Origin of the sequence: Hydrogenophaga sp. NH-16, from assembly GCF_004006415.1 — a bacterium.
Taxonomy (GTDB): Bacteria; Pseudomonadota; Gammaproteobacteria; order Burkholderiales; family Burkholderiaceae_C; genus Hydrogenophaga; species Hydrogenophaga pseudoflava.
Window position 1 is genome coordinate 1,325,159 of sequence record NZ_CP029344.1, and the last position, 26,529, is coordinate 1,351,687.

General features: G+C 67.0%; 24 protein-coding genes. 9 read left to right on the forward strand and 15 right to left on the reverse strand.

Translation table 11 applies throughout. The features are described from left to right. Positions 1-48: 48 nt before the first annotated feature. Both DD542_RS06495 and ffh read right to left on the reverse strand, forming a co-directional pair. Positions 49-675, reverse strand: coding sequence for a hypothetical protein (locus DD542_RS06495; protein ID WP_127804551.1), 627 nt, complete (start codon positions 673-675; stop codon positions 49-51). A gap of 46 nt (positions 676-721) precedes the next feature. Continuing rightward, entirely contained in the window at positions 722-2,092 is a 1,371-nt protein-coding gene (gene ffh, locus DD542_RS06500) for a signal recognition particle protein (RefSeq protein WP_066158836.1), read from the reverse strand. 147 nt (positions 2,093-2,239) lie between these two features. On the opposite strand from ffh, the gene ccsA reads away from it, so the two are divergent. The 8 genes from ccsA to DD542_RS06540 all read left to right on the forward strand — a co-directional run bounded on the left by ccsA (position 2,240) and on the right by DD542_RS06540 (position 12,441). Beyond that, positions 2,240-3,043: a cytochrome c biogenesis protein CcsA gene (gene ccsA, locus DD542_RS06505; protein ID WP_127804553.1), complete on the forward strand. Its 804-nt coding sequence runs from the start codon at positions 2,240-2,242 to the stop codon at positions 3,041-3,043. Positions 3,044-3,047: 4 nt separating this feature from the next. Further along, on the forward strand, positions 3,048-3,284 hold the full coding sequence (locus DD542_RS06510) for a PP0621 family protein (RefSeq protein ID WP_127804555.1): 237 nt from the start codon (positions 3,048-3,050) through the stop codon (positions 3,282-3,284). 27 nt (positions 3,285-3,311) lie between these two features. Further along, complete coding sequence (locus tag DD542_RS06515) at positions 3,312-5,105, forward strand: ATP-binding protein (RefSeq protein ID WP_084397475.1); 1,794 nt, start codon at positions 3,312-3,314, stop codon at positions 5,103-5,105. Positions 5,106-5,111: 6 nt separating this feature from the next. Further along, positions 5,112-6,593 (forward strand): sigma-54 dependent transcriptional regulator, encoded by a 1,482-nt coding sequence (locus DD542_RS06520; RefSeq protein ID WP_127804557.1) that lies wholly within the window; start codon positions 5,112-5,114, stop codon positions 6,591-6,593. Then, complete coding sequence (ampD, locus tag DD542_RS06525) at positions 6,574-7,194, forward strand: 1,6-anhydro-N-acetylmuramyl-L-alanine amidase AmpD (RefSeq protein WP_127804559.1); 621 nt, start codon at positions 6,574-6,576, stop codon at positions 7,192-7,194. The genes DD542_RS06520 and ampD overlap by 20 nt, the downstream gene beginning before the upstream one ends. A gap of 332 nt (positions 7,195-7,526) precedes the next feature. Next, positions 7,527-10,373 (forward strand): ribonucleoside-diphosphate reductase subunit alpha, encoded by a 2,847-nt coding sequence (locus tag DD542_RS06530; protein ID WP_241559695.1) that lies wholly within the window; start codon positions 7,527-7,529, stop codon positions 10,371-10,373. Positions 10,374-10,514: 141 nt separating this feature from the next. Next, on the forward strand, positions 10,515-11,663 hold the full coding sequence (locus DD542_RS06535) for a ribonucleotide-diphosphate reductase subunit beta (RefSeq protein WP_127804564.1): 1,149 nt from the start codon (positions 10,515-10,517) through the stop codon (positions 11,661-11,663). A 190-nt stretch (positions 11,664-11,853) separates the two neighbouring features. Then, a complete protein-coding gene (locus tag DD542_RS06540; protein WP_127804566.1) occupies positions 11,854-12,441 on the forward strand; it encodes a histone in 588 nt (195 codons plus the stop codon). 66 nt (positions 12,442-12,507) lie between these two features. Here DD542_RS06540 and DD542_RS06545 read toward each other — a convergent pair whose 3' ends face one another. The 7 genes from DD542_RS06545 to DD542_RS06575 form a co-directional block, all read right to left on the reverse strand. After that, on the reverse strand, positions 12,508-13,389 hold the full coding sequence (locus tag DD542_RS06545) for a carbohydrate kinase family protein (protein ID WP_066153445.1): 882 nt from the start codon (positions 13,387-13,389) through the stop codon (positions 12,508-12,510). An 18-nt stretch (positions 13,390-13,407) separates the two neighbouring features. Then, positions 13,408-14,445: a zinc-ribbon and DUF3426 domain-containing protein gene (locus DD542_RS23890; protein WP_127804568.1), complete on the reverse strand. Its 1,038-nt coding sequence runs from the start codon at positions 14,443-14,445 to the stop codon at positions 13,408-13,410. Positions 14,446-14,493: 48 nt separating this feature from the next. Beyond that, positions 14,494-15,378: a 50S ribosomal protein L11 methyltransferase gene (prmA, locus tag DD542_RS06555; RefSeq protein ID WP_127807304.1), complete on the reverse strand. Its 885-nt coding sequence runs from the start codon at positions 15,376-15,378 to the stop codon at positions 14,494-14,496. 16 nt (positions 15,379-15,394) lie between these two features. After that, the gene (gene accC, locus DD542_RS06560; protein WP_066153451.1) at positions 15,395-16,744 is read right to left on the reverse strand and encodes an acetyl-CoA carboxylase biotin carboxylase subunit; all 1,350 of its coding nucleotides are present in this window, start codon (positions 16,742-16,744) and stop codon (positions 15,395-15,397) included. Positions 16,745-16,759: 15 nt separating this feature from the next. Beyond that, positions 16,760-17,218: an acetyl-CoA carboxylase biotin carboxyl carrier protein gene (gene accB / locus DD542_RS06565; protein ID WP_066153454.1), complete on the reverse strand. Its 459-nt coding sequence runs from the start codon at positions 17,216-17,218 to the stop codon at positions 16,760-16,762. Positions 17,219-17,466: 248 nt separating this feature from the next. After that, positions 17,467-17,988, reverse strand: coding sequence for a TlpA disulfide reductase family protein (locus DD542_RS06570; RefSeq protein ID WP_127804570.1), 522 nt, complete (start codon positions 17,986-17,988; stop codon positions 17,467-17,469). Then, positions 17,985-18,614: a hypothetical protein gene (locus DD542_RS06575; protein ID WP_127804572.1), complete on the reverse strand. Its 630-nt coding sequence runs from the start codon at positions 18,612-18,614 to the stop codon at positions 17,985-17,987. Before DD542_RS06575 ends, DD542_RS06570 begins: the two co-directional genes overlap by 4 nt. Before the next feature lie 39 nt (positions 18,615-18,653). On the opposite strand from DD542_RS06575, the gene mpl reads away from it, so the two are divergent. Next, complete coding sequence (mpl, locus tag DD542_RS06580) at positions 18,654-20,048, forward strand: UDP-N-acetylmuramate:L-alanyl-gamma-D-glutamyl-meso-diaminopimelate ligase (protein ID WP_127804574.1); 1,395 nt, start codon at positions 18,654-18,656, stop codon at positions 20,046-20,048. Here mpl and DD542_RS06585 read toward each other — a convergent pair. The 6 genes from DD542_RS06585 to rodA form a co-directional block, all read right to left on the reverse strand. Continuing rightward, positions 20,042-20,362, reverse strand: a complete 321-nt coding sequence (locus DD542_RS06585; RefSeq protein ID WP_066153464.1) for a hypothetical protein — start codon at positions 20,360-20,362, stop codon at positions 20,042-20,044. The two genes, mpl and DD542_RS06585, sit on opposite strands and share 7 nt — an antisense overlap. Positions 20,363-20,427: 65 nt before the next feature. Further along, positions 20,428-21,477, reverse strand: a complete 1,050-nt coding sequence (locus DD542_RS06590; protein ID WP_127804576.1) for a hypothetical protein — start codon at positions 21,475-21,477, stop codon at positions 20,428-20,430. Positions 21,478-21,578: 101 nt separating this feature from the next. Further along, positions 21,579-22,706 carry a 3-deoxy-7-phosphoheptulonate synthase gene (locus DD542_RS06595; protein ID WP_127804578.1) on the reverse strand — a complete coding sequence of 376 codons (1,128 nt, stop codon included), beginning with the start codon at positions 22,704-22,706 and terminating at the stop codon, positions 21,579-21,581. A 223-nt stretch (positions 22,707-22,929) separates the two neighbouring features. Continuing rightward, positions 22,930-24,390: a metalloprotease TldD gene (gene tldD, locus DD542_RS06600; protein WP_127804580.1), complete on the reverse strand. Its 1,461-nt coding sequence runs from the start codon at positions 24,388-24,390 to the stop codon at positions 22,930-22,932. A gap of 60 nt (positions 24,391-24,450) precedes the next feature. Beyond that, the gene (locus DD542_RS06605; protein WP_127804582.1) at positions 24,451-25,353 is read right to left on the reverse strand and encodes an NAD(P)-dependent oxidoreductase; all 903 of its coding nucleotides are present in this window, start codon (positions 25,351-25,353) and stop codon (positions 24,451-24,453) included. Beyond that, the gene (gene rodA / locus DD542_RS06610; protein ID WP_066153477.1) at positions 25,353-26,507 is read right to left on the reverse strand and encodes a rod shape-determining protein RodA; all 1,155 of its coding nucleotides are present in this window, start codon (positions 26,505-26,507) and stop codon (positions 25,353-25,355) included. Before rodA ends, DD542_RS06605 begins: the two co-directional genes overlap by 1 nt. Positions 26,508-26,529 lie beyond the last annotated feature (22 nt).

Below are 26,529 nucleotides of genomic sequence, written 5' to 3' on the forward strand. Positions count from 1 at the left end.
TCACACGCCTGCGAGTACCGCGAAGCCGCCCCACCCGGGCGGCTTTTTTCATGGCTTGGGCGGCTGGAGGTAGCGCTGGTCCGACCAGGTCGCCAGCCACTGCGGCACGAAGGCCACGAAGATGGCGCCGAACATGCCGGTCAGGAAGGCGTCGCCCCAGGCCATCAGCCAGCGCGCGACCAGGGACAGGTCACGGGCGGGCTCGCCGGCCAGCCACTGGAGGCCCTCCAACAGCAGGCCGGAGAGAAACACCGCGGCGGCTGTGCCCAGAAACGCACGGCCCAGGGTGTACACAAACAGGTTGGGCGGTAGCCAGCGCCGCATCACTGCGCCGATGCCCAGCGCCAGCGTGGCCGGCACCAGTCCGGTCCACACCCACTGCTGCAGCACCACCACCGGTTCAGCCTGGCCCACAACCCAGACCACCGCCGCGACGCCCGCCAGCACCAGCACCGCCAGCGGCCAGCCGAGCATCAGCACCAGCAGGCAGGCACCCGAGAGCTGCACCTGCAGGCCCTGCGGCATCTTCTGCGGCAACAGCCACAACCAGGGCAGCAGCACCAGGGACGCCAGCGCGGGCGTGAACAGCGGGCCGCGCAGCATGCGCCAGGGCCGCAGCCACAGGGCCACCGCCACACAAAGCACCGCCATCAACAGGTTCAGAGCCGTCCACATGGGACGCGAGTATGGGCGTGGGAGGGCGTGACCCGCTTGACTTCGGTCAACCCATGCCGGGCAGCTTGGGCATGCCCTTCATGCCGCCCATGCGCTTCATCATCTTCATCAGACCGCCGCCCTTCATCTTTTTCATCATGCCCTGCATCTGCTCGAATTCCTTGAGCAGGCGGTTGACTTCCTGCACATGCACACCGGCACCGGCGGCGATGCGGCGCTTGCGCGTGGCCTTGATGAGATCGGGCTTGCTGCGCTCCTTGGGCGTCATGCTGCAGATGATGCCCTCCTTGCGTTTGATGTCCTTCTCGGCGCGGCTGAGGTCGGCCTCGCTGGCCTTGGCGGCCAGGTTGCCGGGCAGCTTGTCCATCAGGCTGGACAGGCCACCCATCTGCTTCATCTGCCGCAACTGGTCGAGAAAGTCGTTGAGGTCGAAGTCGCCACCGCTCTTGACCTTGGCTGCCAGCTTCTGCGCTGCCGCCATGTCCACGCCGGCGGTGACCTGCTCGACCAGGGCCACGATGTCGCCCATGCCCAGGATGCGGCCGGCGTGGCGCTCGGCGTCGAACACCTCCAGGCCGTCGATCTTCTCGCTCACACCGGCGAACTTGATCGGCGCACCCGTGACCTGACGCACCGACAGCGCCGCGCCGCCGCGCGAGTCGCCGTCCATCTTGGTCAGGATGATGCCGGTCAGCGGCAGCGCGTCCTTGAAGGCCTTGGCGGTGTTGACCGCGTCCTGGCCCTGCATGGCGTCGACCACGAACAGGGTTTCGACGGGGTTCAGCGCGCCATGCAATTCCTGGATCTCGCGCATCAGCGCTTCGTCAATCGCCAGACGGCCGGCGGTGTCGACCAGCAGCACGTCGACATAGTGCTTTTTCGCGTAGTCCAGCGCGGCCCGGGCGATGTCCAGCGGCTTCTGGTCGGGTGAACTCGGGAACCACTCGGCCCCGGCCTGCGCCGTCACCGTCTTGAGCTGTTCGATGGCGGCCGGTCGGTAGACGTCGCCCGAGACGGTCAGCACTTTTTTCTTGCGCTTCTCGATCAGGTGCTTGGCCAGCTTGGCGGTGGTCGTGGTCTTGCCAGCGCCCTGCAGGCCCGCCATGAGGATCACCGCGGGCGGCTGGGCCGCCAGGTTGATGTCCGACACACCATCGCCCATGGTGGCCGCCAGTTCGCGGTTGACCACGCTGACCAGCACCTGCCCGGGAGTGAGCGAACCCACCACGTCCTGGCCCAGGGCCTTTTCCTTCACGCGGGCGATGAAATCGCGCACCACCGGCAGCGCCACGTCGGCCTCCAGCAGGGCCATGCGCACCTCGCGCAGCATGTCGGTGACGTTGCTCTCGGTGATGCGGGCCTGGCCCCGCATTTCCTTGACGATGCGTGACAGGCGGTCGGAAAGGGCTGAGGCCATGGTGCGGTGAGAAAGTGGGGGTGGTGGCGGCGGGACGCCAGGGCCCGGTCGCGTGGCGGAACCGGCGGTTCGCACGGCCAAGACGCTTTAAACTCCAGTGGCGATTTTAGCCGCCCGCCCACTGGCCACCGGCCTCCATTCCCCGACATGACCCTCCTGCCAGCCCTCACCTCGAACCCGCCTGCGGCGCTGCTGTCGGCGGTGGCGGCACTGGCGTATGCCTTTCTGGCCTGGGCGCATCCCCGGCTGAGCGAGCGGCAGACCCGCAACGTGCTCGCCACCGCGTGGGTGCTGCACCTGTTCGTGCTCGGCACGGCGCTGATGGAGACGCCGGCCCGGTTCGGGTTTGCCCCGGCGCTGTCGGTGACGGCCTGGCTGGTGCTCACGGTCTATCTGATCGAGAGCCGCATGTACCCCCAGCTCAAGGCCCGCTGGACGCTGGCCGTGCTGGGCACCCTGGCCGTGCTGCTGGCACTGTTTTTCCCGGGCTCGCAATACCACGCCCTGCCGTCGAGCTGGATGCCGCTGCACTGGGCGCTGGGCATCGCGTCCTATGGCCTCATCGCCGCCGCGGTGGTGCACGCCTGGCTGATGCAGCGGGCCGACAAGGCGATGCGCATGGGCGACACCGGCGACACCGCCATGCCGCTGCTGACGCTGGAACGGCTGACCTTCCGTTTCGTGGCCGCGGGCTTCGTGCTGCTCACCGCGACCCTGCTGGTGGGTGCCTGGTTCTCCGAGCTGCTCAACCAGCGCTGGGTGTGGAACCACAAAACAGCCTTCTCGGCGCTGGCCTGGCTGACCATGGGCGTGCTGCTGCTCGGGCGCTGGCGGCTGGGCTGGCGCGGCCGGGTGGCCATCCGCATGCTCTACCTGGGGGCCGGATTCCTGCTGCTGGGTTATGCCGGCTCGCGTTTCGTGCTCGAAGTGGTGCTGCAGCGCGCCGGGTGACCCGATGAAATACCTGCTTGTCCTGCTGGTGCTGCTGTTCGCCTTCTGGATCTGGCGCAACAACCGCCAGACCGCAGAACGCGACGACACGCCCAAGCCCAGGGCGCCACGCGGCCCGGTGGCCATGATCGCCTGCGCCCAGTGCGGCACCCATGTGCCCGAAGCAGAGGTCGTGCAGGGCACCCGGGGCCGGTACTGCTGCGCAGAACACCGCCGCCAGCACGAGGCCTCGGTGCGGTAATGCGCGACACGCGGCCACCGCCCTGACATGCCCAAGGAACCGTCCTCCCAGTTCGCCCCTTCCTGGTTTTCCACGCTGGAAGCCGGCAACAGCGCGCAGGACCGCCACCACCAGGTGCGGGCCTATGTGCGCCTGTGGCGCGCTTTCATGCGGGCCCGGGTGCTCATCGCCTTCGTGCTGCTGGCGCTGCAGGTGTTTCTGCTGAGCAGCCCGGGCGCCGGGCCATCGTGGCTGGTGGCGGTGTGCGCGCTGCACCTGAGTGCGGCGCTGGCCGTGCTGTTTTCGACCCGCCCCCCGGCCCCGGGACAGGCCTTGGGTGTTCAATGGCTGCTGACCATCGGGGTCGACCTGGCCGCCTTCGGCGTGCTGCAGTACTTCGAGCAGGCCGGCATCAACTACACGCCGCTGTTCGCCTTGCCCGTGCTGATGGCGGCCATCCTGGGCTCCATGACCCTGGCACTGGCCACCGCCGCCGTGGTGACGCTGTACCTGCTGGGCGAAGCGGCGATCAGCGCCCCGCTGCTCAGCGAGGTGTCGACTTCGCGCTTCCTGCAGTCTGGATTGACGGGCACCGGCTTTTTCCTGGTCGCCATCCTGGCCAGCCAGCTGGCGCAGCGGCTGGCACGCGAGGAGGCCCGCGCCCGCAGCAGCCAAGCCGCGGCCCGCGCACAGGCCCAGGTCAACGAACTGATCATCGAGAGCCTGAGCGAAGGGGTGCTGGTGGTCGACCGCCATGGTGTGGTGCGCAATGCCAATCCCGCGGCGCAGGGCATGCTCATGGGCGAGGCCTACCCCCATGCCGCCAAGCTGCTGCTGTCGGCGCGCTCCGGCTGGGAAGAGCTGGCGCGGCTGGTGGACCAGACCTTCCTGCGGGGCCAGGAGCTCGAATCCGAGGTCCGGGTGGACCTGGACGAACTCACCACCCACCGCCTGTTCGCGCGCACGCGGCTGACCAGCGCCCAGAGCGCCCGCCCCATCGAGCTCTGCGTGCTGTTCCTGGAAGACCTGCGCGAGGTCGAGGCGCGCGTGCGAACAGAAAAACTCGCCTCCATGGGCCGCATGTCGGCCGCGGTGGCGCACGAGATCCGCAACCCGCTGTCGGCGATCACGCAGGCCAATGCGCTGCTGGACGAAGAAGTCACCGAGGCCGGGCAGAAGCGGCTGACGCGCATGATCGACCAGAACGCGCAGCGCCTGGCCAAGATCGTGGACGACATCCTCAATGTGGCCCGTGCGCAGCCCAGCCAGGGCGAGACGGCGCCGGCCCTGCCCCTGGACCAGACGGTGCGCTACATCACCCATGAATGGAACCGCGGGGCGCAGGCGCAGGGCGTTCTGGGTGTGCACCCGCACGCGCCAGGCGCGCACATCGCGTTCGACCCCGAACACCTGAGGCGCCTGCTGATCAACCTGCTGGACAACGCCCTGCGCCACGCCAGCCGGCGCCCCTCATCGGTGCGGGTGATCACGCAGCCCAGCGGGTCGGACCGGGTGCGCATCTCGGTGTGGAGCGACAGCGCGCCGCTGGAGCCTGGCGTGCTCAAGCACCTGTTCGAACCCTTCTTTTCTTCCGAGAGCCGGTCCAGCGGACTGGGCCTGTACATCTGCCGGGAGCTGTGCGAGCGCTACGGCGCGCAGATCGCCTACCAGCGCAGCCGGCTCGACCAGAAGGAGGGCAACGAGTTCTACATCCTGGTCCCCACCCTGCAGGGCGGCGTGCGGGCCCCGGTCCAGCAGAGCCTGACCTATCCTCCGGGGGACTCGGTGCCCCCACCCTCGCGCCCGTCCACCAACGGACCACCGTCCCTGTCCACGCTCTGAGTGCCCATGTCCGCCTCCTCCACCGCCTGTGTGCTGGTCGTCGACGACGAACCGGACCTGCGCACCCTGTACGAACTCACCCTGTTGCGCGAAGGCCATGAGGTCGTGTCGGCGCCCGACCTCGCCCAGGCCCGGGAGTGGCTGGGCCAGCGGCGCTTCGATGTGCTGATCTCCGACATGCGCCTGCCCGACGGCCTGGGCCTGGAGCTGCTGCGCGAACTGGGCGAGCAGCAGCGCACCGAAAAGACCATCGTGATCACGGCCTACGGGTCGGCCGAAAACGCGGTCGAGGCGCTCAAGAGCGGGGCTTTCGACTACCTGACCAAGCCGGTGGACCTCAAGCAGCTGCGCGCCGCAGTGCAGGCCGCCCTGCACAGCCAGCGCCATCCGGCGGCCGGCGCGCCGCGCCGCGGCACGGTGAACGACCCCCCGCGCACCGCCCCCCCGCCGCCGGCCGGCGTGCAGGCGCTGCGGCGCATCGTCGGCGCCTCGGCGAGCATGCAGCAGATCCGTCAGCGCATCGAAAAAGTGGCGACCAGCATGGCCCCGGTGCTGATCCTCGGCGAATCGGGCACCGGCAAGGAACTGGTGGCGCGGGCCGTGCACGAGTGCAGCCACCGCTCCGACGGACCGTTCGTGGCCGTCAACTGCGGGGCGATCCCGGACAACCTCATCGAGGCCGAGTTCTTCGGCGCGCGCAAAGGCGCCTACACCGGTGCCAGCCACGACCGGGAAGGCTACTTCCAGGCGGCCCGCGGCGGCACCCTGTTCCTCGACGAGATCGGCGACCTGCCGCTGGGCATGCAGGCAAAGCTGCTGCGTGTGATCCAGGAGCGGCGCGTGCGTCCGCTGGGCGGTGTGCAGGAGGAAGCGGTCGACGTGCGGCTGGTCAGCGCCACCCACAAGGACCTCGCGGCCCTGGTCCGGGACGGCGAGTTCCGGCAGGACCTGTTCTACCGGCTCAACGTGATCGGCCTGCGCACACCACCGCTGCGGGAACGGCGGGAAGACCTGCCCGGGCTGGTCGATGCCCTGCTGCAGCGCATCTGCAGCGAATCCGGCCAGCCGATCCCCACCCTCACTGCCGATGCCCTCGCCTGGCTGCAGGCCCGCGAACTGCCGGGCAACGTCCGCGAGCTGGAGAACCTGCTGCAGCGGGCGCTGGCGCTGAGCTCCGGCAGCCAGCTGCAGGCGCAGGACTTCGCGGACCCGGGCGATGTGGACGCCGGCTTCACGGCCACCCGGCCGCCCAGCGAACCGGTGGAGGCCGCCGAGGTGCCCACCCCCCAGCCCGACACCATTCCCGACGATCTGCAGGGCTACCTGGACGAGCAGGAGCGGCAGGTCTTGCTCAAGGCGCTCAAGGAATGTGACTACAACCGCACGGCCGCGGCCAACCGCCTGGGGCTCAACCTGCGGCAGATCCGCTACCGCATCCAGCGCCTGGGCATCACCATGCCGTCCGACGATGACGACAGCACCACCTGAAACAGGCGACTGGTCGGGGGGCTGGCTGCGCACCGCGCGGCAGGTGCTCTCGCCCAACGCCAACGACCGCCCCGCGGGCGCCGTCGTCGACCTCATCGTCCTGCATTCGATCAGCCTGCCACCCGGGCAGTACGGCGGGCCGGAAGTCGAATGGCTGTTCACCAACCGGCTCGACTGGTCGACCCACCCCTACTTCGAGCAGATCCGGGGGCTGGAGGTCTCGGCCCACTTTTTCGTGCGCCGCGACGGGCAGGTCGTGCAGTTCGTGGACGCGGACCGGCGCGCCTGGCACGCGGGGGTGTCGTGCTGGCGCGGCCGCGAGCGCTGCAACGACGACTCGATCGGCATCGAGCTGGAGGGCCTCGAAGGCCAGACCTTCGAGGATGCGCAGTACCGTGCGCTGGCCGACCTGTGCCGGCAACTGGCCGACCGCTACCCGATCACCCACATCGCCGGCCACGAGCACATCGCCCCCGGTCGCAAGCTCGACCCCGGCCCCGGTTTCGACTGGGCACGGTTGCAGCGCTGCCTGGCCTGGGACCATCGGTGCTTTCCCGAGTGTGTGATCGCCACATTCGATCCGGACGCCTCCACCGCCTGACCGGCGCCAACGTCGCTCCGCACATTGCCAGCAAAGACGCGGATTTCCGCGCGGAATCCGCACGAAATGCGCGTCGGCGCTCGGTTCCTGAGTCCAAGCCACGCACCGGCGCCGCACCACGCCAGGCCTGAACGCACCGCCTTTCCGATGGCTTTTTGCCAGACGAAAACCAGCATGCACTTTTTATCAAAACACTACCGGTAGTGGCTTGAACCACCACCAGGCACCAGATATAGTGTGCGCCGCACCAGCCGAACCTTCGGCGCCACAACACAAACGAAAGAGGAACCATGCTGACCGCCACGCCCACAGCCTCCCCGAACACCCCCCACATGCCCACCGGCAGCACCGGCTCCACCACCGAGCCCGCTGGCGCCTCCGTGCTGACCCAGTACCAGATCATCCGTCGCAACGGCGCGGTCGTGCCGTTCGAGCCGAGCAAGATCGCGGTGGCCATGATGAAGGCCTTCCTGGCAGTGCACGGCACCCAGGGCGCGGCGTCGGCCAGCGTGCGCGAGACCGTGGACGCGCTGACCCAGACGGTGGTGCGCGCACTGATGCGCTCGCGCCCCGGCGGCGGCACCTTCCACATCGAGGACGTGCAGGACCATGTCGAACTAGGCCTGATGCGCGGTGGCCACCACGAGGTCGCCCGCGCCTACGTTCTGTACCGCGAGCGCCGGGCACAGGAACGCGCCCATCAGGCCGAAGCGGCCAAGCCCGCCGAAGCCACGCTGCATGTGATGGATGGCGGCCAGCGTGTGCCGCTGGACATTGCGCGCCTGCAGGGCCTGATTGAGGCCGCCTGCGCCAACCTGGGCCAGGACGTCAAGGCCGATCCCATCGTCGCGGAGACCAAACGCAACCTGTACGACGGCGTGCCGATCGAGGAGGTCTACAAGGCCGCCATCCTGGCCGCGCGCACCCTGATCGAAAAGGACCCGGACTACACCTACGCCACCGCGCGCCTGCTGCTGCACACCGTGGTCAAGGAAGTGCTGGGCGAAGAGGTGCCCGCCGCACAGATGGGTGAGCGCTACGCCGACTACTTCCCGCAGGCGATCAAGAAGGGCGTGCAGAACGAGCTGCTGGACGAGAAGCTGCTGCAGTTCGACCTGGCACGCCTGGGCGCCGCGCTCAAGCCCGAGCGCGACCTGCAGTTCGACTACCTCGGCCTGCAGACCCTGTACGACCGCTACTTCCTGCACGTGCGCAAGAGCCGCATCGAGCTGCCGCAGACCTTCTTCATGCGCGTGGCCATGGGCCTGGCGCTCAACGAGATCGACCGCGAAGCCCGCGCCATCGAGTTCTACGAGGTGCTGTCCTCGTTCGACTTCATGTCGTCCACACCCACGCTGTTCAATGCCGGCACGCTGCGCTCGCAGCTCTCCAGCTGCTACCTGACGACCGTGCCCGACGATCTCGACGGCATCTACGAATCGATCAAGGAGAACGCCCTCCTGTCCAAATTCGCCGGCGGCCTGGGCAACGACTGGACCCGTGTGCGCGCCCTGGGTGCCCACATCAAGGGCACGAACGGTGAATCGCAGGGCGTGGTGCCCTTCCTGAAGGTGGTCAACGACACCGCCGTCGCGGTGAACCAGGGCGGCAAGCGCAAGGGCGCGGTCTGCACCTACCTGGAAACCTGGCACCTGGACATCGAAGAATTCCTGGAGCTGCGCAAGAACACCGGCGACGACCGCCGCCGCACCCACGACATGAACACGGCGAACTGGATTCCCGACCTGTTCATGAAGCGCGTGATGGAAAAGGGCGAGTGGAGCCTGTTCTCGCCCAACAACGTGCCCGACCTGCACGACCTGTTCGGCGCCGACTTCGAGAAGGCCTACCTGGCCTACGAGGAGAAGGCTGCCCGCGGCGAGATCAAGCCCTACAAGAAGGTCTCGGCCACCGACCTGTGGCGCAAGATGCTCTCGATGCTGTTCGAGACCGGCCATCCCTGGATCACCTACAAGGACGCCTGCAACGTGCGCAGCCCGCAGCAGCACGCCGGCGTGGTGCACAGCTCCAACCTCTGCACCGAGATCACGCTCAACACCAGCGACACCGAGACCGCCGTCTGCAACCTCGGCTCGGTCAACCTGCACCGCCACCTCAGCAACGGCCAGCTCGACCACGCCAAGCTGCAGAAGACGATCAACACGGCGATGCGCATGCTCGACAACGTGATCGACATCAACTACTACGCGGTCAAGAAGGCGCGCGACTCCAACCTGCGCCACCGCCCGGTCGGCCTGGGCCTGATGGGCTTCCAGGACGCACTGTACGAACTGCGCATTCCCTACGCCTCCAACGAGGCGGTCGACTTCGCCGACCGTTCGATGGAAGCGATCTGCTACTACGCCTACTGGGCCTCGACCGAGCTGGCACGCGAGCGCGGCCGCTACAGCAGCTACCGCGGCTCGCTGTGGGACCAGGGCATCCTGCCGCCCGACACGCTGGACCTGCTGGCGCGCGAGCGCGGCGGCTATGTGGACGTGGACCGCTCGGCCAGCCTGGACTGGGACGCGCTGCGCAAGAAGATCGCGCAGGACGGCATGCGCAACTCCAACTGCGTGGCCATCGCGCCGACCGCCACCATCTCCAACATCATCGGCGTGGACGCGTCCATCGAGCCCTGCTTCGGCAACTTGTCGGTCAAGTCCAACCTGTCGGGCGAGTTCACCGTCATCAACGGCTACCTGGTCAAGGACCTCAAGCGCCTGGGCCTGTGGGACGACGTGATGGTCATGGACCTCAAGCACTTCGACGGTTCGCTGCGCCCCATCGACCGTGTGCCGCAGGACGTGAAGGCGCTCTACGCCACCGCGTTCGAGGTGGAGCCGACGTGGCTGGTGGAAGCCGCCGCACGCCGCCAGAAGTGGATCGACCAGGCGCAGAGCCTGAACATCTACATGGCCGGCGCCTCGGGCAAGAAGCTCGACGAGACCTACAAGCTCGCCTGGCTGCGCGGTCTCAAGACCACCTACTACCTGCGCACCACCTCGGCCACGCACGCTGAAAAATCCACCGGTCGCACCGGCCAGCTCAACGCGGTGTCGGCCCATGGTGGCGAGCCTGCGATGAGCGCGGCACCTGCTGCAGCAATGGCCTCCGAGCCCGCGACCGACATCAAGTTCTGCGCGATCGACGACCCGGGCTGCGAAGCCTGCCAGTGATGCCTGCGCTCATGCGCGTGATGAAGGTGTCGCACCGTGTGCTTTTTCGATGCGACACCGCAACACAAAGCATTCATCGCGCGCATGAGTCCTTTGCATTTCATGCCGACACTTCGATAATCCGCTGAATTGGACACCACCATGCTGACCTGGGACGAACAAGTCACTCCCTCCTCGAAGCCCGCTCTTCAAACATTGCCACCCACCTCATCGGGTGCGCAAGCTGCAGTGTCCTCCCCCGCTTCTTCCTCCGCCGCGCACAGCAGCGAGCAGCGCCGCGTGAATGTGGCCGACAAGCGCATCATCAACGGCCAGACCGACGTCAACCAGCTGGTGCCGTTCAAGTACAAGTGGGCCTGGGAAAAGTACCTCGCCACCTGCGCCAACCACTGGATGCCGCAGGAAGTGAACATGAGCCGCGACATCGCGCTCTGGAAGGATCCCAACGGCCTGACCGAAGACGAGCGCCGCATCGTCAAGCGCAACCTCGGCTTCTTCGTCACCGCCGACTCGCTCGCCGCCAACAACATCACGCTGGGCACCTACCGCCACATCACGGCGCCCGAGTGCCGCCAGTTCCTGCTGCGCCAGGCGTTTGAAGAAGCCATCCACACCCACGCCTACCAGTACATCGTGGAGAGCCTGGGCCTGGACGAAGGTGAGATCTTCAACGCGTACCACGAGGTCCAGTCCATCCGCAACAAGGACGAGTTCCTGATCCCGTTCATCGATGCGATCATGGACCCCAACTTCAAGACCGGTACGCCCGAGGCCGACCAGACGCTGCTGAAGTCGCTGATCGTGTTTGCGTGCCTGATGGAAGGCCTGTTCTTCTACGTCGGCTTCACGCAGATCCTCGCGCTGGGCCGCCAGAACAAGATGACCGGTGCCGCGGAGCAGTACCAGTACATCCTGCGCGACGAGTCCATGCACTGCAACTTCGGCATCGACCTGATCAACGCGATCAAGCTCGAGAACCCGATGCTGTGGACCCCGCAGTTCAAGGCCGAGATCAAGGAGCTGTTCCTCAAGGCCGTGGACCTGGAATACCAGTACGCCGAAGACACCATGCCGCGCGGCGTGCTCGGGCTCAACGCCTCCATGTTCAAGGGCTACCTTCGCTACATCGCCAACCGCCGTGCCACGCAGATCGGCCTGGAGCCGCTGTTCCCGAACGAAGAGAACCCGTTCCCCTGGATGAGCGAGATGATCGATCTCAAGAAGGAACGCAATTTCTTCGAGACCCGCGTCATCGAATACCAGTCCGGCGGAGCGCTGTCCTGGGACTGATGCCTCATCCCATGCTCACCGAACCACAAAGCCCTGCCCCAGACGTTCCAGCGTCCGGGGCAGGGCTTTGTCACAAGATTCAAGGCCTTGGCGCCTTTCGTGGATGCATCCACGGCGCCAGGTCCCTGAATCACTTCCGCGGAGATTTGCCGCGCGAAGTGCTCTTTGCAACTTGATCAAGGAGAAAACAATGGCAACTGCGAAAAAAGCCCCGGCCAAAAAGGCCGCTGTGAAGAAGGCCGCTGCTCCGGCCAAGAAGGCCGCTGCACCGAAGAAGGCCGCTCCGGCCAAGAAGGCTGCTGCACCGAAGAAGGCCGCTCCGGCCAAGAAGGCTGCTGCACCGAAGAAGGCCGCTCCGGCCAAGAAGGCTGCTGCACCGAAGAAGGCCGCTCCGGCCAAGAAGGCTGCTGCACCGAAGAAGGCCGCTCCGGCCAAGAAGGCTGCTGCACCGAAGAAGGCCGCTCCGGCCAAGAAGGCTGCTGCGCCGAAGAAGGCCGCTCCGGCCAAGAAGGCTGCTGCACCGAAGAAGGCCGCCGCTCCGGCCAAGAAGGCTGCTGCACCGAAGAAGGCCGCTCCGGCCAAGAAGGCAGCTGCGCCGAAGAAGGCCGCAGCTCCGGCCAAGAAAGCCGCTGCCCCCAAGAAGGCTGCCGTCAAAAAGGCAGCCCCCGCAAAAAAAGCTGAGCCGGCCAAGAAGCCGGCAGCCCCTGCGGCCCCTGCAGCGCAAACCAAGCTGAACCCTCAGGCTGCCTGGCCGTTCCCCACGTCCAGCAAGCCCTGATTCATCCTCCGGGATGATTGACAAGCCCGGCGTGAAAACGCCGGGCTTTTTCATTGCCGCGCCCAGTCAGAGCGTGTAGTTCTGGCCACCCCTGCTGGCGATCTTGGTGGCCCCCAGGCGGTTGCCCAGTTCCGCACAACGCTCCAGCGACCAACCTTGCGACAGCCCGTGCAGCAGCGCGGCACGGAACGCATCACCGCAACCGGTCGGGTCCACCACCGCACTCGCAGACACACCAGCCACCCGGGTCTGGCGCCCTTCTGCATACACGTCACAGCCGTGCTCGGCCAGCGTCACGACCAGCCCCTGAACCTGGCCAGCGATCTCCGACAGGCTCAAGCCCGTGCGATCGCTGAGCATCTTGCCTTCGTAGTCGTTGACCGCCACCCAGCTGGCCATCGATACGAAGTGGCGCAGTTCGTCGCCGTTGAACATCGGGAGGCCCTGACCGGGGTCGAACACAAAGGGAATGCCCGCGTCGTGCAGCTGTTGCGCATGCTCCAGCATGGCGTCCCTGCCATCCGGTGCCACGATCGCCAGGCGGATGCCGGCGTCAACGGGCACACGGTTTTCATGGGCCTGCGACATGGCGCCGGGGTGGAACGCCGTGATCTGGTTGTTGTCGCGGTCGGTCATGATCATCGCCTGCGCGGTGTAGTTGTCCGCCGTCGTGCCGATGAAGCGCGTGTCCACACCCAGGCCCTGCAGCCGCGACAGGTAGTCCTGCGCATCGTTGCCGACCATGGCCAGCGGCACCGCATCAGACCCCAGTTGCCGCAGCCCATACGCAATGTTGCCGGCACAGCCGCCGAACTCCCGGCGCATGCCGGGCACCAGGAAGGACACATTGAGGATGTGCAGCTGGCTGGGCAGGATCTGCTCGGCGAAACGCCCCTCGAAGGTCATGATGGTGTCGAACGCCAGGGAGCCGCAGATGAGGATGGACATGATGAAAAGAAAAAGGAATCAGGGATAGAACACCAGGGCACGGTAGCCCGTCATGGAAGACACACCGCTGTCAGCGATGGACAGCCGCAGGCTCATGGAGACCACACCTTGCGCCGGCAACACCTCTGGTGCTCCCGGCAGCTCGGCCGGAAGAAACACCCGCCGGACGATCACGTTGTCCCGAGCATCGGTCAGGCTCAGTTCGAGCGCGGGCACCGCCAGCGGCAGCGCGGCGCTGTTCTTGAGCACCAGGTCGAATGAATAGAAGTTGCCCAGGCGACGCACCAGGTTGGAGCTGTCGATGAGCACCGCCTCGATCTCGCGGGCCGGACCGATGCTGCAGTCCAGAGGCCGGCACAGCATCGCCAGCAGGGGCGCGCTGAACGGATACCGGGCCGCCAGCCGGTCCCGGTCGTGCACGGCCCACTGAGCCACCAGCCCGGCCAGCAGCACGAAGCACACCGCCACCAGGGACACGCGCACCCCCGGGGACTGCCAGAAAGCCTTCCGCCGGGCCTGCCGAACGAAGCTGGGTTCCGTCAGCACGGGCACATCGTCATCCCGCACCGGTTCCGCCGCCACCGGCGGTGGCTGTGTTGCCGCCACCGGAGGGCGCGCAGGAGGCGGACTCACGTCCGTCGCCGCCGCCTCTTCGGTAGACGTTGGCTCAGGAGCCGGGGGTGCGACGGAGACTTCCGAAGCCTGGACATCGTCTTTGGCCTGCGCTGCGAACCGGCGCAACTCGTCGGAAAACCCGTCGTCGGCATTTGCTGGGCCCGGCCCTGACGGCAGCTCGTCGGTCGATGGCTTCGAGTGCAGCAGCCATTCCTCATCCGCGTCATCGTGCGCCACAGGGACTGGAGGCGGCGAGGCGGCGACGACGGAAGGGGCTTGCACCGGTGCGGATACAGCCACCGGGTCTCCCTCCAGGAACAGCGTGGCATCGAACACATCGGAACAATGCCCGCAACGCACCCAGCCGTCGGATATCTTGAGCTGGTCGGGAACGATCCGGAAGGTCGTTCCGCAAGCCGGACAGCGGGTGGTGAAACTCATGCGGCAATTATTGCAGGCACCCGCATCACGCCCGGCGGCAGGAACGCTTCACGCCTTGCGGGCGGTCATGAGAATCCAGCCGTCTTCCTCGTCGCTCACGCGCAGCTGCACCCAGGGCGCATAGGCCTCCCGCAACTCGTCCTCCTGCCGGGCCAGAATGCCGGCCAGCACCAGATGACCACCCGCCTTCACGCGTTCGCACAGCAGGGGTGCAAGCACCTTGAGCGGTGTGGCCAGGATGTTGGCCAGCACGACATCGAAGTGCCCGTCGACCGCATCGGGCAAGCCGGTGCGCAGAACCACGCCGTTGGCATCGGCGTTGAGCCGTGTGGACTCGACGGCGGCCGGATCGATGTCCACCGCCACGATGGGTTCGGCGCCGAACTTGGCCGCGCCGATGGCCAGGATGCCTGAGCCGCAACCGTAGTCGAGCACGCGCTGTCCCTGCGGTGCATGGGCAGCGATCCAGCGCAGGCACATGCGGGTGGTCGGGTGGGTGCCCGTGCCAAAGGCCAGGCCAGGGTCCAGGCGGATCACTTCCTTCGCAGCGGCAGGCGGCTCGTGCCAGGTCGGCACGATCCAGAAGGTCGGGGTGATCTCGACCGGATCGAACTGCGATTGGGTCAGGCGCACCCAGTCCTGGTCCACCACGGCGCGCACGCCCATCACCTGCGAGCCCTCGAAGAAGTCTTGCGGCAGCAGCAACTCCGCCGCCTCGCGCGCCGCCGCCTCGTCCGGAAACAGCGCCACCACGCGCGAGCGGTTCCAGCCTTCTTTGGGTGGCGGCATGCCGGGTTCACCGAACAGCGCCTGCTCGGCCGGGGTCAGCGCATCGGCGTCCTCGACCGAGACGCTCAGCGCGTCCAGCGCCACCAAGGCATCACCGACCGGCTCGACACCGGCCTCGGGCACCAGCAGCACCAGTTCGTACAGCGAGCCACCGGACACGTCAGCGCTCACGCTGCGACAGCCACTCTTCGAGGTAGTGGATGTTGGTGCCGCCGGCCACGAAGCTGGCGTCGACCATCAGCTCGCGGTGCAGCGGGATGTTGGTCTTGATGCCTTCGACCACACACTCGGACAAGGCGGTGCGCATGCGCGCCAGCGCCTGTTCGCGCGTATCGCCGTGCACGATGATCTTGCCGATCATCGAGTCGTAGTTGGGCGGCACGAAGTAGTTGGTGTACGCATGCGAGTCCACGCGCACACCCGGCCCGCCAGGCATGTGCCAGGTGGTGATGCGCCCGGGCGACGGGGTGAACTTGTAGGGGTCTTCCGCGTTGACGCGGCACTCGATGGCGTGGCCTTTGAGCTGGATCTGGCGCTGCGTGAACGGCAGCTTCTCGCCGGCTGCGACCGCGATCTGGGTGCGCACGATGTCCACACCCGAAATCCACTCGGTCACCGGGTGCTCCACCTGCACACGGGTGTTCATCTCAATGAAATAAAACTCTCCGTTTTCGTACAGGAACTCGAAGGTGCCCGCACCGCGGTAGCCGATCTTCTTGCAGGCCGCCGCGCAGCGGTCGCCGATCTTTTCGATCAGGCGGCGTGGAATACCCGGCGCCGGCGCTTCCTCAATCACTTTCTGGTGGCGGCGCTGCATAGAGCAGTCGCGCTCGCCCAGATAGACCGCGTTGCGGTGCGTGTCGGCCAGCACCTGGATCTCGATATGCCGGGGGTTCTGGAGGAACTTCTCCATGTACACCTCGGGGTTGCCGAAGGCCGCCGCGGCTTCCGCCTTGGTGGTCTGCACTGCGTGCAGCAGCGCCGCCTCGGTGTGCACCACGCGCATGCCGCGACCACCACCGCCGCCCGCGGCCTTGATGATCACCGGGTAGCCCACCGCCTTGGCGGTCTTCTTGATCACGGCCGGGTCGTCAGGCAGCGCGCCTTCGGACCCCGGCACGCAGGGTACGCCAGCGCGGATCATGGCCTGCTTGGCCGAGACCTTGTCGCCCATGATGCGGATGGACTCGGGGGTCGGGCCGATGAAGGTGAAGCCGCTGCGCTCAACGCGCTCGGCGAAATCGGCGTTCTCCGACAGGAAGCCGTAGCCGGGGTGGATCGCTTCTGCGTCCGTGACCTCGGCGGCCGAGATGATGGCCGGCATGCTGAGGTAGCTCTGACCCGATGGCGCCGGGCCGATGCAGACCGCCTCGTCGGCCAGCCGGACGTACTTGGCGTCTCGATCGGCCTCGGAATACACCATCACGGCCTTGATGCCCATCTCGCGGCAGGCACGCTGCACACGCAGGGCGATTTCGCCGCGGTTGGCGATGAGGATTTTCTTGAACATGGGGCGAGGATCCCCTTACTCGATGATGAACAGCGGCTGGCCGTATTCCACCGCCTGGCCGTTCTCGACCAGGATCTGCGTGATGGTGCCGCTCTTGTCGGCCTCAATCTCGTTGAGGATCTTCATGGCCTCGACGATGCAGATGGTCTCGCCTTCCTTGATGGCCTGCCCGATCTCGGCAAACGGCTTGGCACCCGGGCTGGACGCTCGGTAGAAGGTGCCCACCATGGGCGATTTGACCGTGTGCCCTGCCGGAGCCGGCGCAGCGGCAGTTGCAGACGCGGCATCGGCCACGGCCTGCACTACGGGGGCTGCGACCGCCGCCACAGGCGCTGCGGCGACAACCTGGGCCACTGCGGCCGCTGGAGCACTCTTGACGATCCTGACCTTGCCTTCGGCTTCGGTAATTTCCAGCTCGGACACGTTCGACTCGGACACCAGGTCGATCAGTGTCTTCAGTTTTCTAAGATCCATGATTTCTCCAACGAATTGCAGTCAAGTTGGTCAAACTTCGCTTATTTTCGATCAAACGAAGCACTGCCGTCTTGCCGGGGTGCGCAGTGTACACGAGGCGGACCACACCAGAAGTGCCGCTCGTCACACCCGAAGAAGCGGGTGGCGGGCCGCGGCAGGCCCGTGAACTGGTCAAAGTTGGCGGGACTTTAACCGCTTTTTAATTCTGTTCGCAACGTTTGACGGGCACCGCCCGTCCGGTGGCGGACTCAGACCAGAAGGGCCCACTGTGCCAGCTCTTCGGCACTGACCTTGCCCAGCTTGCGGTGCAGCACAGCCCCGTCCACGTCAAACACCACGCTGAAAGGCAAGGCTCCGCTGGGGTTGCCCAGGCTTCGGGCCATGTCGGAACCGGCGAAGCCAGCCAGCGCCACGGGAAAGTCCAGCGGCAACCGCGCCAGAAACCGCGACACCGGAGCGGCCTGATCCACCGCCAGCCCCAGCACCTGCCAGCCGCGGTCCGAGTGCTCCCGGTAGAAGGTGTTGATGAGCGGCAGCTCCTCCACACAGGGCGGACACCAGGTGGCCCAGAAATTCACGAGCAAGGGGCGCCCCCTGAAGCCCGCCATGGACACCGGAGCGCCCAACACATCAGGAAACGCGCTCGCCCAGAACTGGTTTTCGGCCTCACCGAGCACCGGCCCCGGGCGCAGCCGCCACCAGGCCACGCCCGCACCAGCCGCCGCAGCCGCCGCGCCCAGCCCCCCCATCAGCAAGGTCCGCCGGTTCATGCTGCTGCCCTCTGGGAACCGGAGTCTGCGGCCAGCAAGGCGCGCACCTCCTGTGCATCGCCCCTGGGGCGCCGCCCCTGCGCGTCCGGCCTGAGCGCGCCGCGCAAGGCGTCGTGGTCCAGCACCAGCAGGTGCAAGAGCACCCACTGTCCCAGTGCCTCGCAGCGCAACCTCAGCGTGAGGGCCTCGACCGGATCGCCTTGCGCATCGCTGGCCGCCGTCCCCGGGTGGTACTCGACCCGCTGGTCCAGCAGCGCCCACTCGGCAGATTTCGGATCGTCGCAGTACAGCTGCACATAGATGTCGCTGTGGCGGGTGGCGGTCCCGTGCCAGACCGCACCGCACAGATGCGGCCTGAACGCGGCCAGCCGCCCCATCCACACCAGTGCCAGCTCCCGCAGCGCCCGCAGCTCGACCGGCTGGGTGTCGGCGCAGAAGATCGCGATGTGTTCGCGCACCGCTTCCTCCACGGCTTGGTTGTCGGGCCAAGGGGTGCGCGAGGGGGAAAGGCCGAGCTGCTTGGCCGCGCGCCGCTTGGCTGTCGCGTATTCCAGACCCTCGTCGACCACCAGGCTCGCTGCCACCGAGGCAATCTCGGCGGATGTGTCGGTGCGGAAGCTGTCCATGGACGGGGATTGTGCATGGGTGCCCCCTAGAATGGCTGGATGCACATTCATATCCTGGGCATTTGCGGCACATTCATGGGCGGCCTGGCCGCACTCGCACGCGAAGCCGGACACCGCGTCACCGGCTGCGACGCCGGGGTCTATCCTCCGATGAGCGACCAGCTGCGCGCGCTGGGCATCGACCTGATCGAGGGGTTCTCTGCCGACCAGATGGACCTGGCCCCGGACATGTACGTGGTCGGCAACGTGGTCAGCCGCGCCCGACTGGCCGACGGCCGCCCGAAATTCCCACTGATGGAAGCCATCCTGGAAGCGGGAGCCCCCTACACCAGCGGCCCCCAGTGGCTGGCAGAGCACGTGCTGCAAGGGCGCCATGTGCTGGCGGTCGCCGGCACCCACGGCAAGACCACCACCACCTCGATGCTGGCCTGGGTGCTGGAAGCCAGCGGCCTGCAACCCGGTTTCCTGGTGGGAGGCGTGCCTATGAACTTTGGCGTGTCCGCACGCCTGGGCGCAGGCAAGACCTTCGTGATTGAGGCAGACGAATACGACACCGCCTTCTTCGACAAACGAAGCAAGTTCGTCCACTACCGCCCGCGCACCGCCGTGCTCAACAACCTCGAGTTCGACCACGCCGACATCTTCGACAACCTGGCCGCGATCGAGCGGCAGTTCCACCACCTGGTGCGCACGGTGCCCGGCAGCGGTCGGCTGGTGGTCAACGGCCTTGAAGAAAGCCTGGACCGGGTGCTCCACATGGGGCACTGGAGCGAGGTGCGCAGCTTCGGTGCCGCCGTCAGCGACTTCAGTGCGGCAGGCGAACCCCATGCGTTCGACGTGCTTGAACGTGGCCAGACAGTGGCTCGCGTAGAGTGGGCACTCACTGGCGAACATAACCAGCTGAACGCGCTCGCAGCCATTGCCGCTGCCCAGCACGTGGGGGTGTCGCCCGCCGATGCGGCGAAGGCATTGGGCCACTTCCAGAATGTGCGCCGGCGCATGGAGGTCCGCGGCACGGTGGCCCGTGAAGGCGGCGCCATCACCATCTACGATGACTTCGCCCACCACCCCACCGCCATCCGCACCACGCTGGACGGACTGCGCCGGCGTCTGGGCCCGTCGGGCGGGCGCATCCTGGCGGTGTTCGAGCCGCGCAGCAACACCATGAAGCTGGGCACGATGAAGTCGCAACTGCCCTGGAGCCTGGAGTCAGCGGACCTGGCGTTCTGCCACTCGGGCGGGCTGGACTGGGATGCGCGCGAGGCACTGGTGCCGATGGGCGCACGCGCCTCGGTCGCTGCAACCATCGACGAACTGGTGCGGCAGGTGGTCTCGGCCGCCAGGGTCGGCGACCACATCGTCTGCATGAGCAACGGCGGCTTTGGCGGTGTTCACACCCGCCTGCTCACCGCCCTGGGTCCGACGACTCAGTAACCGACCGACATGGTGGCCAGGTCGACCGTCACGGTCGGCTTGGCCAGGGCAGCGCTGCTGGCGCGCGCAAACTCCATCGCCCAGTCCCGGTGCGCCGCATCGCGGAAGCGGTCCTGGCCAGCCGCCTGCGCCACGCCGAGCACCTTGTCGGCTGTCAGCACCTTGCCGGTCAGGCGGATGGGCTCGCAGTCGAACGCCGTGAACTGCTGGTCCAGCCAGGCGCGCGCCTGGTCGTGCGGCATGGGTTGCACCTCTTCAAGGTCGAAGCGGTAGGTGGCGGGTTCGCCCCAGGTCACGGTGACTTGGCTGCGCATGGGAATACTCCTGACGGCTAGGGATGAACACGGCGGTCCGCAAACCGGACCCCCCTCTTACATTGTTATTGTGCGCCCGTCGACACACGCAGTGGCGAATGAACCGCCTGCCGCAAGAGGCTGGACGGCACCACCGACTCTGGATTGTGCTGACGCGAGGAAAGGTCAGCGTCGAGATGGTCAAACCGCAGTGCCACCATTGAGCGCCTGTTGTCTCTTTCGGCCCGGCGGGCGCTGTCCACATCGGTCGTCAGCGCGCCGCCGTGGTACAGCGCTGCCAGATGGCGCGCCAGGTCCGGATCCGACGACGAGGTTCGCTCGCGCAGCTGGGCGAACGTGGCCGGACGGTCCATCAGTTCGCGCATCAGCACCAGGTGAAACTCGCCGAACCAGTGCGCCGGCAGGCGCGGCACCCGGCGCAGGTACAGACTCTGCTCGCGGTACCGGTGGGGCAACACATCGCGCCGGGTTCGCACCGCGTAGTTCCACATCACGCGGTGCAGCGGAAGGCGGATGAACGATGGTGGCACCTCCAGCGACAGCTTGGCGCCGAAGGTCCATTCGGCCATCGCCAGATCGATCGGCCGGGCCGGAATCAGCAGGGACGCCTGCCAGCGTTGAATGTCGATGACCGCCAGCAGCCGGCCACCCGCCGAGAGGTGGACCACACCACCGGAACGCATCTGGTCCATGTGGTCGTATATGCGTGCGCCTAGGGCGAACTGCGTGCGCAGGGGACGCAGCCAGGCCTCGAAACGCTGCAGGCGCTGGCGCACGCTGCCTTCACTGTCAGCCTCGAAGAACTCTGCCGACGCAAAACCCTCGGGCAAGGGAATGGCGAACGCCTGCGGTCGGTCGACTTCGGCACGGTTGAGGGTCAGGCGCTCACCGCTGCCGTGGGGATGACGGATCACCAGTTCATCGCGACCAAGCACATTGACGGCATCGCCAGCGATCATCCAGGCGTCGGCCAGATGCGGATCGCAGGTGCGCCATTCGGGCCAGCCGGCAGGCGTCTGGGCCGCCCAAGCCTGCAGGCGCAGTCCCGCTGCGTCGGAAAAACCCAACAATCCCAGACCCAGAACCGGCTGCTCCAAACACACCCCCTGCGGCACCCACGATGCGCATCACCAACTGCTCGCATTAGACCATTGTCCCCAGGGGTGGGCGCACCCGTTCGCGACAAGGATCTGCGAGCTATGCGACGAACGGCCGGTCAGCGCACGGTCCGCCGGCGGACCACCGCCTGGGAGAGGATTTCCAGTGCCTGCACCGAGTCGCCCCAGCCGAGGCAGGCGTCGGTGATGCTCTGGCCGTAGGCCAGTTTGTTCACGTCGTCCTTGCCCGGTGTGAACTTCTGGGCACCGGCCTCGATGTGGCTTTCGATCATGACGCCGAACACGCTCTTGCTGCCAGCGGCCATCTGCTGACCGATGTCGCGCGCCACCTCCAGTTGCTTCTCGTGCTGCTTGCTGCTGTTGGCGTGGCTGCAGTCGACCATCAGGCGCGGCGTCAGCTTGGCGGCCTCCAGCTCCTTGACCGCTGCAGCGACACTGGCGGCGTCGTAGTTCGGCGCCTTGCCTCCGCGCAGAATGACGTGGCAGTCCTTGTTGCCGTTGGTCTGCACGATGGCGACCTGGCCGTTCTTGTGCACCGAGAGGAAGTGGTGACCGCGCGCCGCGGCCTGGATGGCATCTGTCGCGATCTTGATGTTGCCGTCGGTGCCGTTCTTGAAGCCGATCGGTGCCGACAGGCCCGAGGCCAGCTCGCGGTGCACCTGGCTTTCGGTGGTGCGCGCACCGATGGCACCCCAGGCGATCAGGTCACCGATGTACTGCGGGCTGATCACGTCCAGGAACTCGCTGCCGGCCGGTAGGCCCTGGCGGTTGATCTCGATGAGCAATTGGCGCGCGATGCGCAGGCCTTCGTCGATGCGGTAGCTCTCGTCGAGGTAGGGATCGTTGATCAGCCCCTTCCAGCCCACCGTCGTGCGCGGCTTCTCGAAGTAGACGCGCATCACTATTTCCAGCGTGTCGGCGTACTTCTCGCGCAGCGGCTTGAGGCGGCGGGCGTAGTCGAGCGCGGCGGCCGGGTCGTGGATCGAGCAGGGACCGATGATGACCAGCAGGCGGTCGTCCTTGCCGTGCAGGATGTCGTGGATGCGGCTGCGGGTCTGCTTGATGAGGGTTTCAACCGGCGTGCCGGCGATGGGGAAGAAGCGGATGAGGTGTTCGGGCGGCGGGAGCACGGTGATGTCCTTGATGCGCTGGTCGTCGGTCTGGCTGGTCTTGTCGGCAGGCCGCGCATACCAGGCATCGCTGGTGGTCGTGTTCTTGGCGTTCATCGAAAGCTCCTCGCAGGATTGGAAAGTGGACAGGTGAAAAAAAACCGCCGGGCTGGGGGCCCGGCGGTTTCGGAGGTTCTGGGTTTCTTGGCGCGCTTACACCCTTGCCTCTCGTCCGCCGGGGACAGAGAACCAAAAGTAAAAGCCAAAAAAGATGGCGGCGCAGGTTTGCATAGCTGGCGACTGTATCACAGCGGTTTTGACAAGCGTCTTACAAACCGGGTCAGGCGGTCCCGCCGACGGTCAGACCATCGATGCGCAGCGTGGGTTGGCCAACCCCCACCGGCACGCTCTGGCCTTCCTTGCCGCAGGTGCCGACGCCACTGTCCAGACGCATGTCGTTGCCGATCATGCTGATCTTCTTGAGCGACTCGGGGCCGCTGCCGACCAGGGTCGCCCCCTTGACCGGGTACTGGATCTTTCCGTTCTCGACCCAGTAGGCCTGGCTGGCGGAAAAGACGAACTTGCCGCTGGTGATGTCCACCTGGCCGCCCCCGAAGTTGGTGGCGTACAGGCCCTTCTTGATCGACGCCACGATCTCGTCCGGGCTCTTGTCGCCACCCAGCATGTAGGTGTTGGTCATGCGCGGCATGGGTACATGGGCGTAGCTCTCGCGGCGGCCGTTGCCGGTGGGCTTGACGCCCATCAGGCGCGCGTTCATCGCATCCTGGATGTAGCCCTTGAGGATGCCGTCCTCGATCAGCACGTTCTTCTGCGTGGTGCAGCCTTCGTCGTCGACGTTGAGCGAGCCGCGGCGGTCGGCGATGGTGCCATCGTCCAGCACCGTCACACCCTTGGCCGCCACGCGCTGGCCGATGCGGCCACTGAAGGCGCTGGAACCCTTGCGGTTGAAGTCGCCCTCCAGCCCGTGGCCCACGGCTTCGTGCAGCAGCACACCCGGCCAGCCCGGGCCGAGCACCACCGTCATCTCGCCGGCCGGTGCGGGGCGGGCATCGAGGTTGGTCAGCGCCGACTGCACCGCCTCGTCCACGTAGCCGCTCACCACAGCGTCGTCGAAGTAGGCCAGACCGAAGCGGCCACCGCCGCCCGAGCTGCCCATCTCGCGGCGCCCCTTCTGTTCGGCGATCACCGTCACCGACAACCGCACCAGCGGACGCACATCGGCCGCCACCGTGCCGTCGGCGCGCGCGATCAGCACCACGTCGTGCTCGGCGGCCAGCCCGGCCATCACCTGCACCACGCGCGGGTCACGCGCCTTGGCCAGCTTCTCCACCTTTTCCAGCAGGGCGATCTTGGCCGCGCTGTCGAGCGTGCCGATCGGGTCGAGCCCCGGGTAGAGCGAACGCGACTTCGAGGTCTTGGCAGCCGGAACGCGGACCTTGCGGCTCTGACCCTGGCCGGAAATCGAACGGACCGTGTGCGCGGCGTCCAGCAACGAGTCCCAGGACAGGTCGTCGGAATAGGCGAAGGCGGTCTTCTCGCCGCTGACGGCGCGCACGCCCACGCCTTGGTCGATGCTGAAGCTACCGGTCTTGACGATGCCCTCCTCCAGGCTCCAACCCTCGCTGCGCGTGGTCTGGAAGTAGAGGTCGGCATCGTCGACGCCGTGCGAGGTCATCTCGCCCAGCGCGCGCTGCAGGTGGGACATGCTCAGGCCGTAGGGGGTGAGCAACAGGCTTTCGGCGGTGGCCAGTCGGGCCAGGGTGGGTTCGCGGGCGATCATGGGTGGATTGTAGGAAGCTGGGCGCCCGAGCGCCTGCCGCTGGTCGCGACCCCGGGCGGATCAGTGGGATTGCCCGGCCTGCCCGCGCAGCAGCGGCAACAGGGCGCCGTCGTCGCGGTCGGCCAGTCCGGCGGCATGGGCCTGGGCAAACACGGCCGCCGCCCGCGCGCCGAGCGGACCGTCGAACCCGGCCTGCCGGGCGGCTTCGACCGCCAGCCGCGTGTCCTTTTCCAGCAAGGTCACATGGGCGCGCGGCTCGAAGTCGCCGGCAATCGCCCGCCGCATGCGGTCCGAGCCGATCCAGCTCTGGCCGCTGGACTGCTCGATCACGTCCAGCGTGGTGCCCAGGTCCAGCCCCATGCGGTCGGCCAGCGCCAGCACCTCGGCTGCGCCGACGAGGTTGATGCCCGCCAGCAGGTTGTTGACCAGCTTGGTGCGGGCGCCGTCGCCCACGCGCTCGCTGATCACGAAGCGGTGCGAGGAGAGACGGGCGAGAAGCGCTTCGTGGCGCTGCAGCAGCAGCGCCGTGGCGGCCAGCATCAGGCTCATGCTGCCGTCGCGCGCCCGCGCCGGGCCGCCAGACATGGGCGCGTCGATGCAGCCGATGCCATGCTCCGCCAGGCGGGCGGCCAGGGCCTCGGTGTCCTGCGGCGCGATGGTGGGGCAGAGCATCACTGTCTGGCCGGCGCGCATGCGATAGGCCGCGCCGTCGGTACCAAACAGCACATCGTGCGACTGCTGCGCATCCACGACGCAAACGATCAGGACGCCGCTGTCTTCCAGCGCAGAAGCCGCCAGCGACGGCGTGTCGGCCAGTTCGGCGCCGGCCACAAGGGCCTGCTGCTGCCGCGCGGAATCGATATCGCAGACCACCACGGCCGTGCCGGCCTCGCACATGCGCTCCACCATGGCGCCGCCCATGTTGCCGGCGCCGACGACCACGACGGGAAAGGACGGGGTCATCACGATTGCATGAGTCGTTTGGACTTGGCAATCGACATCAGGATGCCCAGCCCCACGCCCATCGTGACCATGGCCGTGCCGCCGTAGCTGATGAAGGGCAGCGGCACCCCCACCACCGGCAGGATGCCGCTGACCATGCCCATGTTGACGAAGGCGTAGACGAAGATGTTGAGCGTCATGGCGCCGGCCAGCAGGCGCGCGAACAGGGTCGGCGCCTCCATCGCGACAGTCAGGCCACGCACGATCAGGAAGATGAACCCCGCCATCAGGCCCAGGGTGCCCACGAGGCCGAACTCCTCGGAAAACGCGGCGTAGATGAAGTCGGTGGTGCGCTCGGGAATGAACTCCAGGTGGGTCTGCGTGCCCTGCATGAAGCCCTTGCCCCAGACGCCGCCGGAGCCGATGGCGATCATGCCCTGGATGATGTGGAAGCCCTTGCCCAGTGGGTCCTTGAACGGGTCCAGCAGGGTGCAGACGCGCTGGCGCTGGTACTCGTGCAGCACCTTCCAGTCGACGTCCGGTGCGCACCACTGGGGCTCCATGATGATCAGCGTGACGATACCGACCGCCGCCAGCAGCACGGGCGGGATGATCAGCTTCCAGCTCAGGCCGGCAAAGAAGATCACCGCCAGGCCCGAGGCCAGCACCAGCAGCGTGGTGCCCAGGTCGGGCTGCTTGAGGATCAGGAAGGCCGGCACCGCCAGCAGCAGCCCCGCCATGGCGAAGTCCAGCGGTTTGAGCATGCCCTCGCGGCGCTGGAACCACCAGGCCAGCATCAGCGGCATGGCCACCTTCATCAGCTCGCTGGGCTGGATCACGATGCCCACATTGATCCAGCGCGTGGCGCCTTTCTTGGTGATGCCGAACAGCTCCACCCCCAGCAGCAGCATCACGCCGACCACGTACATCGGCACCGCCAGCGCCATCAGCCGCTGCGGCGGCACCTGGGAGACGGTGAACAGCACCACAGCGGCCAGCAGCATGTTGCGGCCATGGCTGGTGAAGCGCGTGCCGTGGTCGAAGCCGACCGAGTACATGGTCATCAGGCCCGCGCCGGCCAGCAGCAGGATGGCCAGCGCCAGCGGTCCGTCAAAGCCCTGGAAGATGGGTCGGATGCGTTGCCAGAGCGAAGGTTTGTCGAGTACGGCGGCCATGAGGCAGCCATTATCCTTCCGG

Coding starts and splice junctions, on each gene's coding strand:
- ccsA (WP_127804553.1), top strand. CDS start 2,240: ATGACCCTCCTGCCAGCCCTCACCTCGAACCCGCCTGCGGCGCTGCTG.
- accC (WP_066153451.1), bottom strand. CDS start 16,744: ATGTTCAAGAAAATCCTCATCGCCAACCGCGGCGAAATCGCCCTGCGT.
- DD542_RS06585 (WP_066153464.1), bottom strand. CDS start 20,362: ATGCGCAGCCAAGTCACCGTGACCTGGGGCGAACCCGCCACCTACCGC.
- DD542_RS06530 (WP_241559695.1), top strand. CDS start 7,527: ATGCCCACCGGCAGCACCGGCTCCACCACCGAGCCCGCTGGCGCCTCC.
- mpl (WP_127804574.1), top strand. CDS start 18,654: ATGCACATTCATATCCTGGGCATTTGCGGCACATTCATGGGCGGCCTG.
- DD542_RS06520 (WP_127804557.1), top strand. CDS start 5,112: ATGTCCGCCTCCTCCACCGCCTGTGTGCTGGTCGTCGACGACGAACCG.
- DD542_RS06510 (WP_127804555.1), top strand. CDS start 3,048: ATGAAATACCTGCTTGTCCTGCTGGTGCTGCTGTTCGCCTTCTGGATC.
- DD542_RS06545 (WP_066153445.1), bottom strand. CDS start 13,389: ATGTCCATCCTCATCTGCGGCTCCCTGGCGTTCGACACCATCATGACC.
- DD542_RS23890 (WP_127804568.1), bottom strand. CDS start 14,445: ATGAGTTTCACCACCCGCTGTCCGGCTTGCGGAACGACCTTCCGGATC.
- DD542_RS06605 (WP_127804582.1), bottom strand. CDS start 25,353: ATGACCCCGTCCTTTCCCGTCGTGGTCGTCGGCGCCGGCAACATGGGC.
- DD542_RS06495 (WP_127804551.1), bottom strand. CDS start 675: ATGTGGACGGCTCTGAACCTGTTGATGGCGGTGCTTTGTGTGGCGGTG.
- rodA (WP_066153477.1), bottom strand. CDS start 26,507: ATGGCCGCCGTACTCGACAAACCTTCGCTCTGGCAACGCATCCGACCC.
- ampD (WP_127804559.1), top strand. CDS start 6,574: ATGACGACAGCACCACCTGAAACAGGCGACTGGTCGGGGGGCTGGCTG.
- DD542_RS06540 (WP_127804566.1), top strand. CDS start 11,854: ATGGCAACTGCGAAAAAAGCCCCGGCCAAAAAGGCCGCTGTGAAGAAG.
- DD542_RS06515 (WP_084397475.1), top strand. CDS start 3,312: ATGCCCAAGGAACCGTCCTCCCAGTTCGCCCCTTCCTGGTTTTCCACG.
- DD542_RS06595 (WP_127804578.1), bottom strand. CDS start 22,706: ATGAACGCCAAGAACACGACCACCAGCGATGCCTGGTATGCGCGGCCT.
- DD542_RS06570 (WP_127804570.1), bottom strand. CDS start 17,988: ATGAACCGGCGGACCTTGCTGATGGGGGGGCTGGGCGCGGCGGCTGCG.
- DD542_RS06575 (WP_127804572.1), bottom strand. CDS start 18,614: ATGGACAGCTTCCGCACCGACACATCCGCCGAGATTGCCTCGGTGGCA.
- tldD (WP_127804580.1), bottom strand. CDS start 24,390: ATGATCGCCCGCGAACCCACCCTGGCCCGACTGGCCACCGCCGAAAGC.
- DD542_RS06535 (WP_127804564.1), top strand. CDS start 10,515: ATGCTGACCTGGGACGAACAAGTCACTCCCTCCTCGAAGCCCGCTCTT.
- ffh (WP_066158836.1), bottom strand. CDS start 2,092: ATGGCCTCAGCCCTTTCCGACCGCCTGTCACGCATCGTCAAGGAAATG.
- accB (WP_066153454.1), bottom strand. CDS start 17,218: ATGGATCTTAGAAAACTGAAGACACTGATCGACCTGGTGTCCGAGTCG.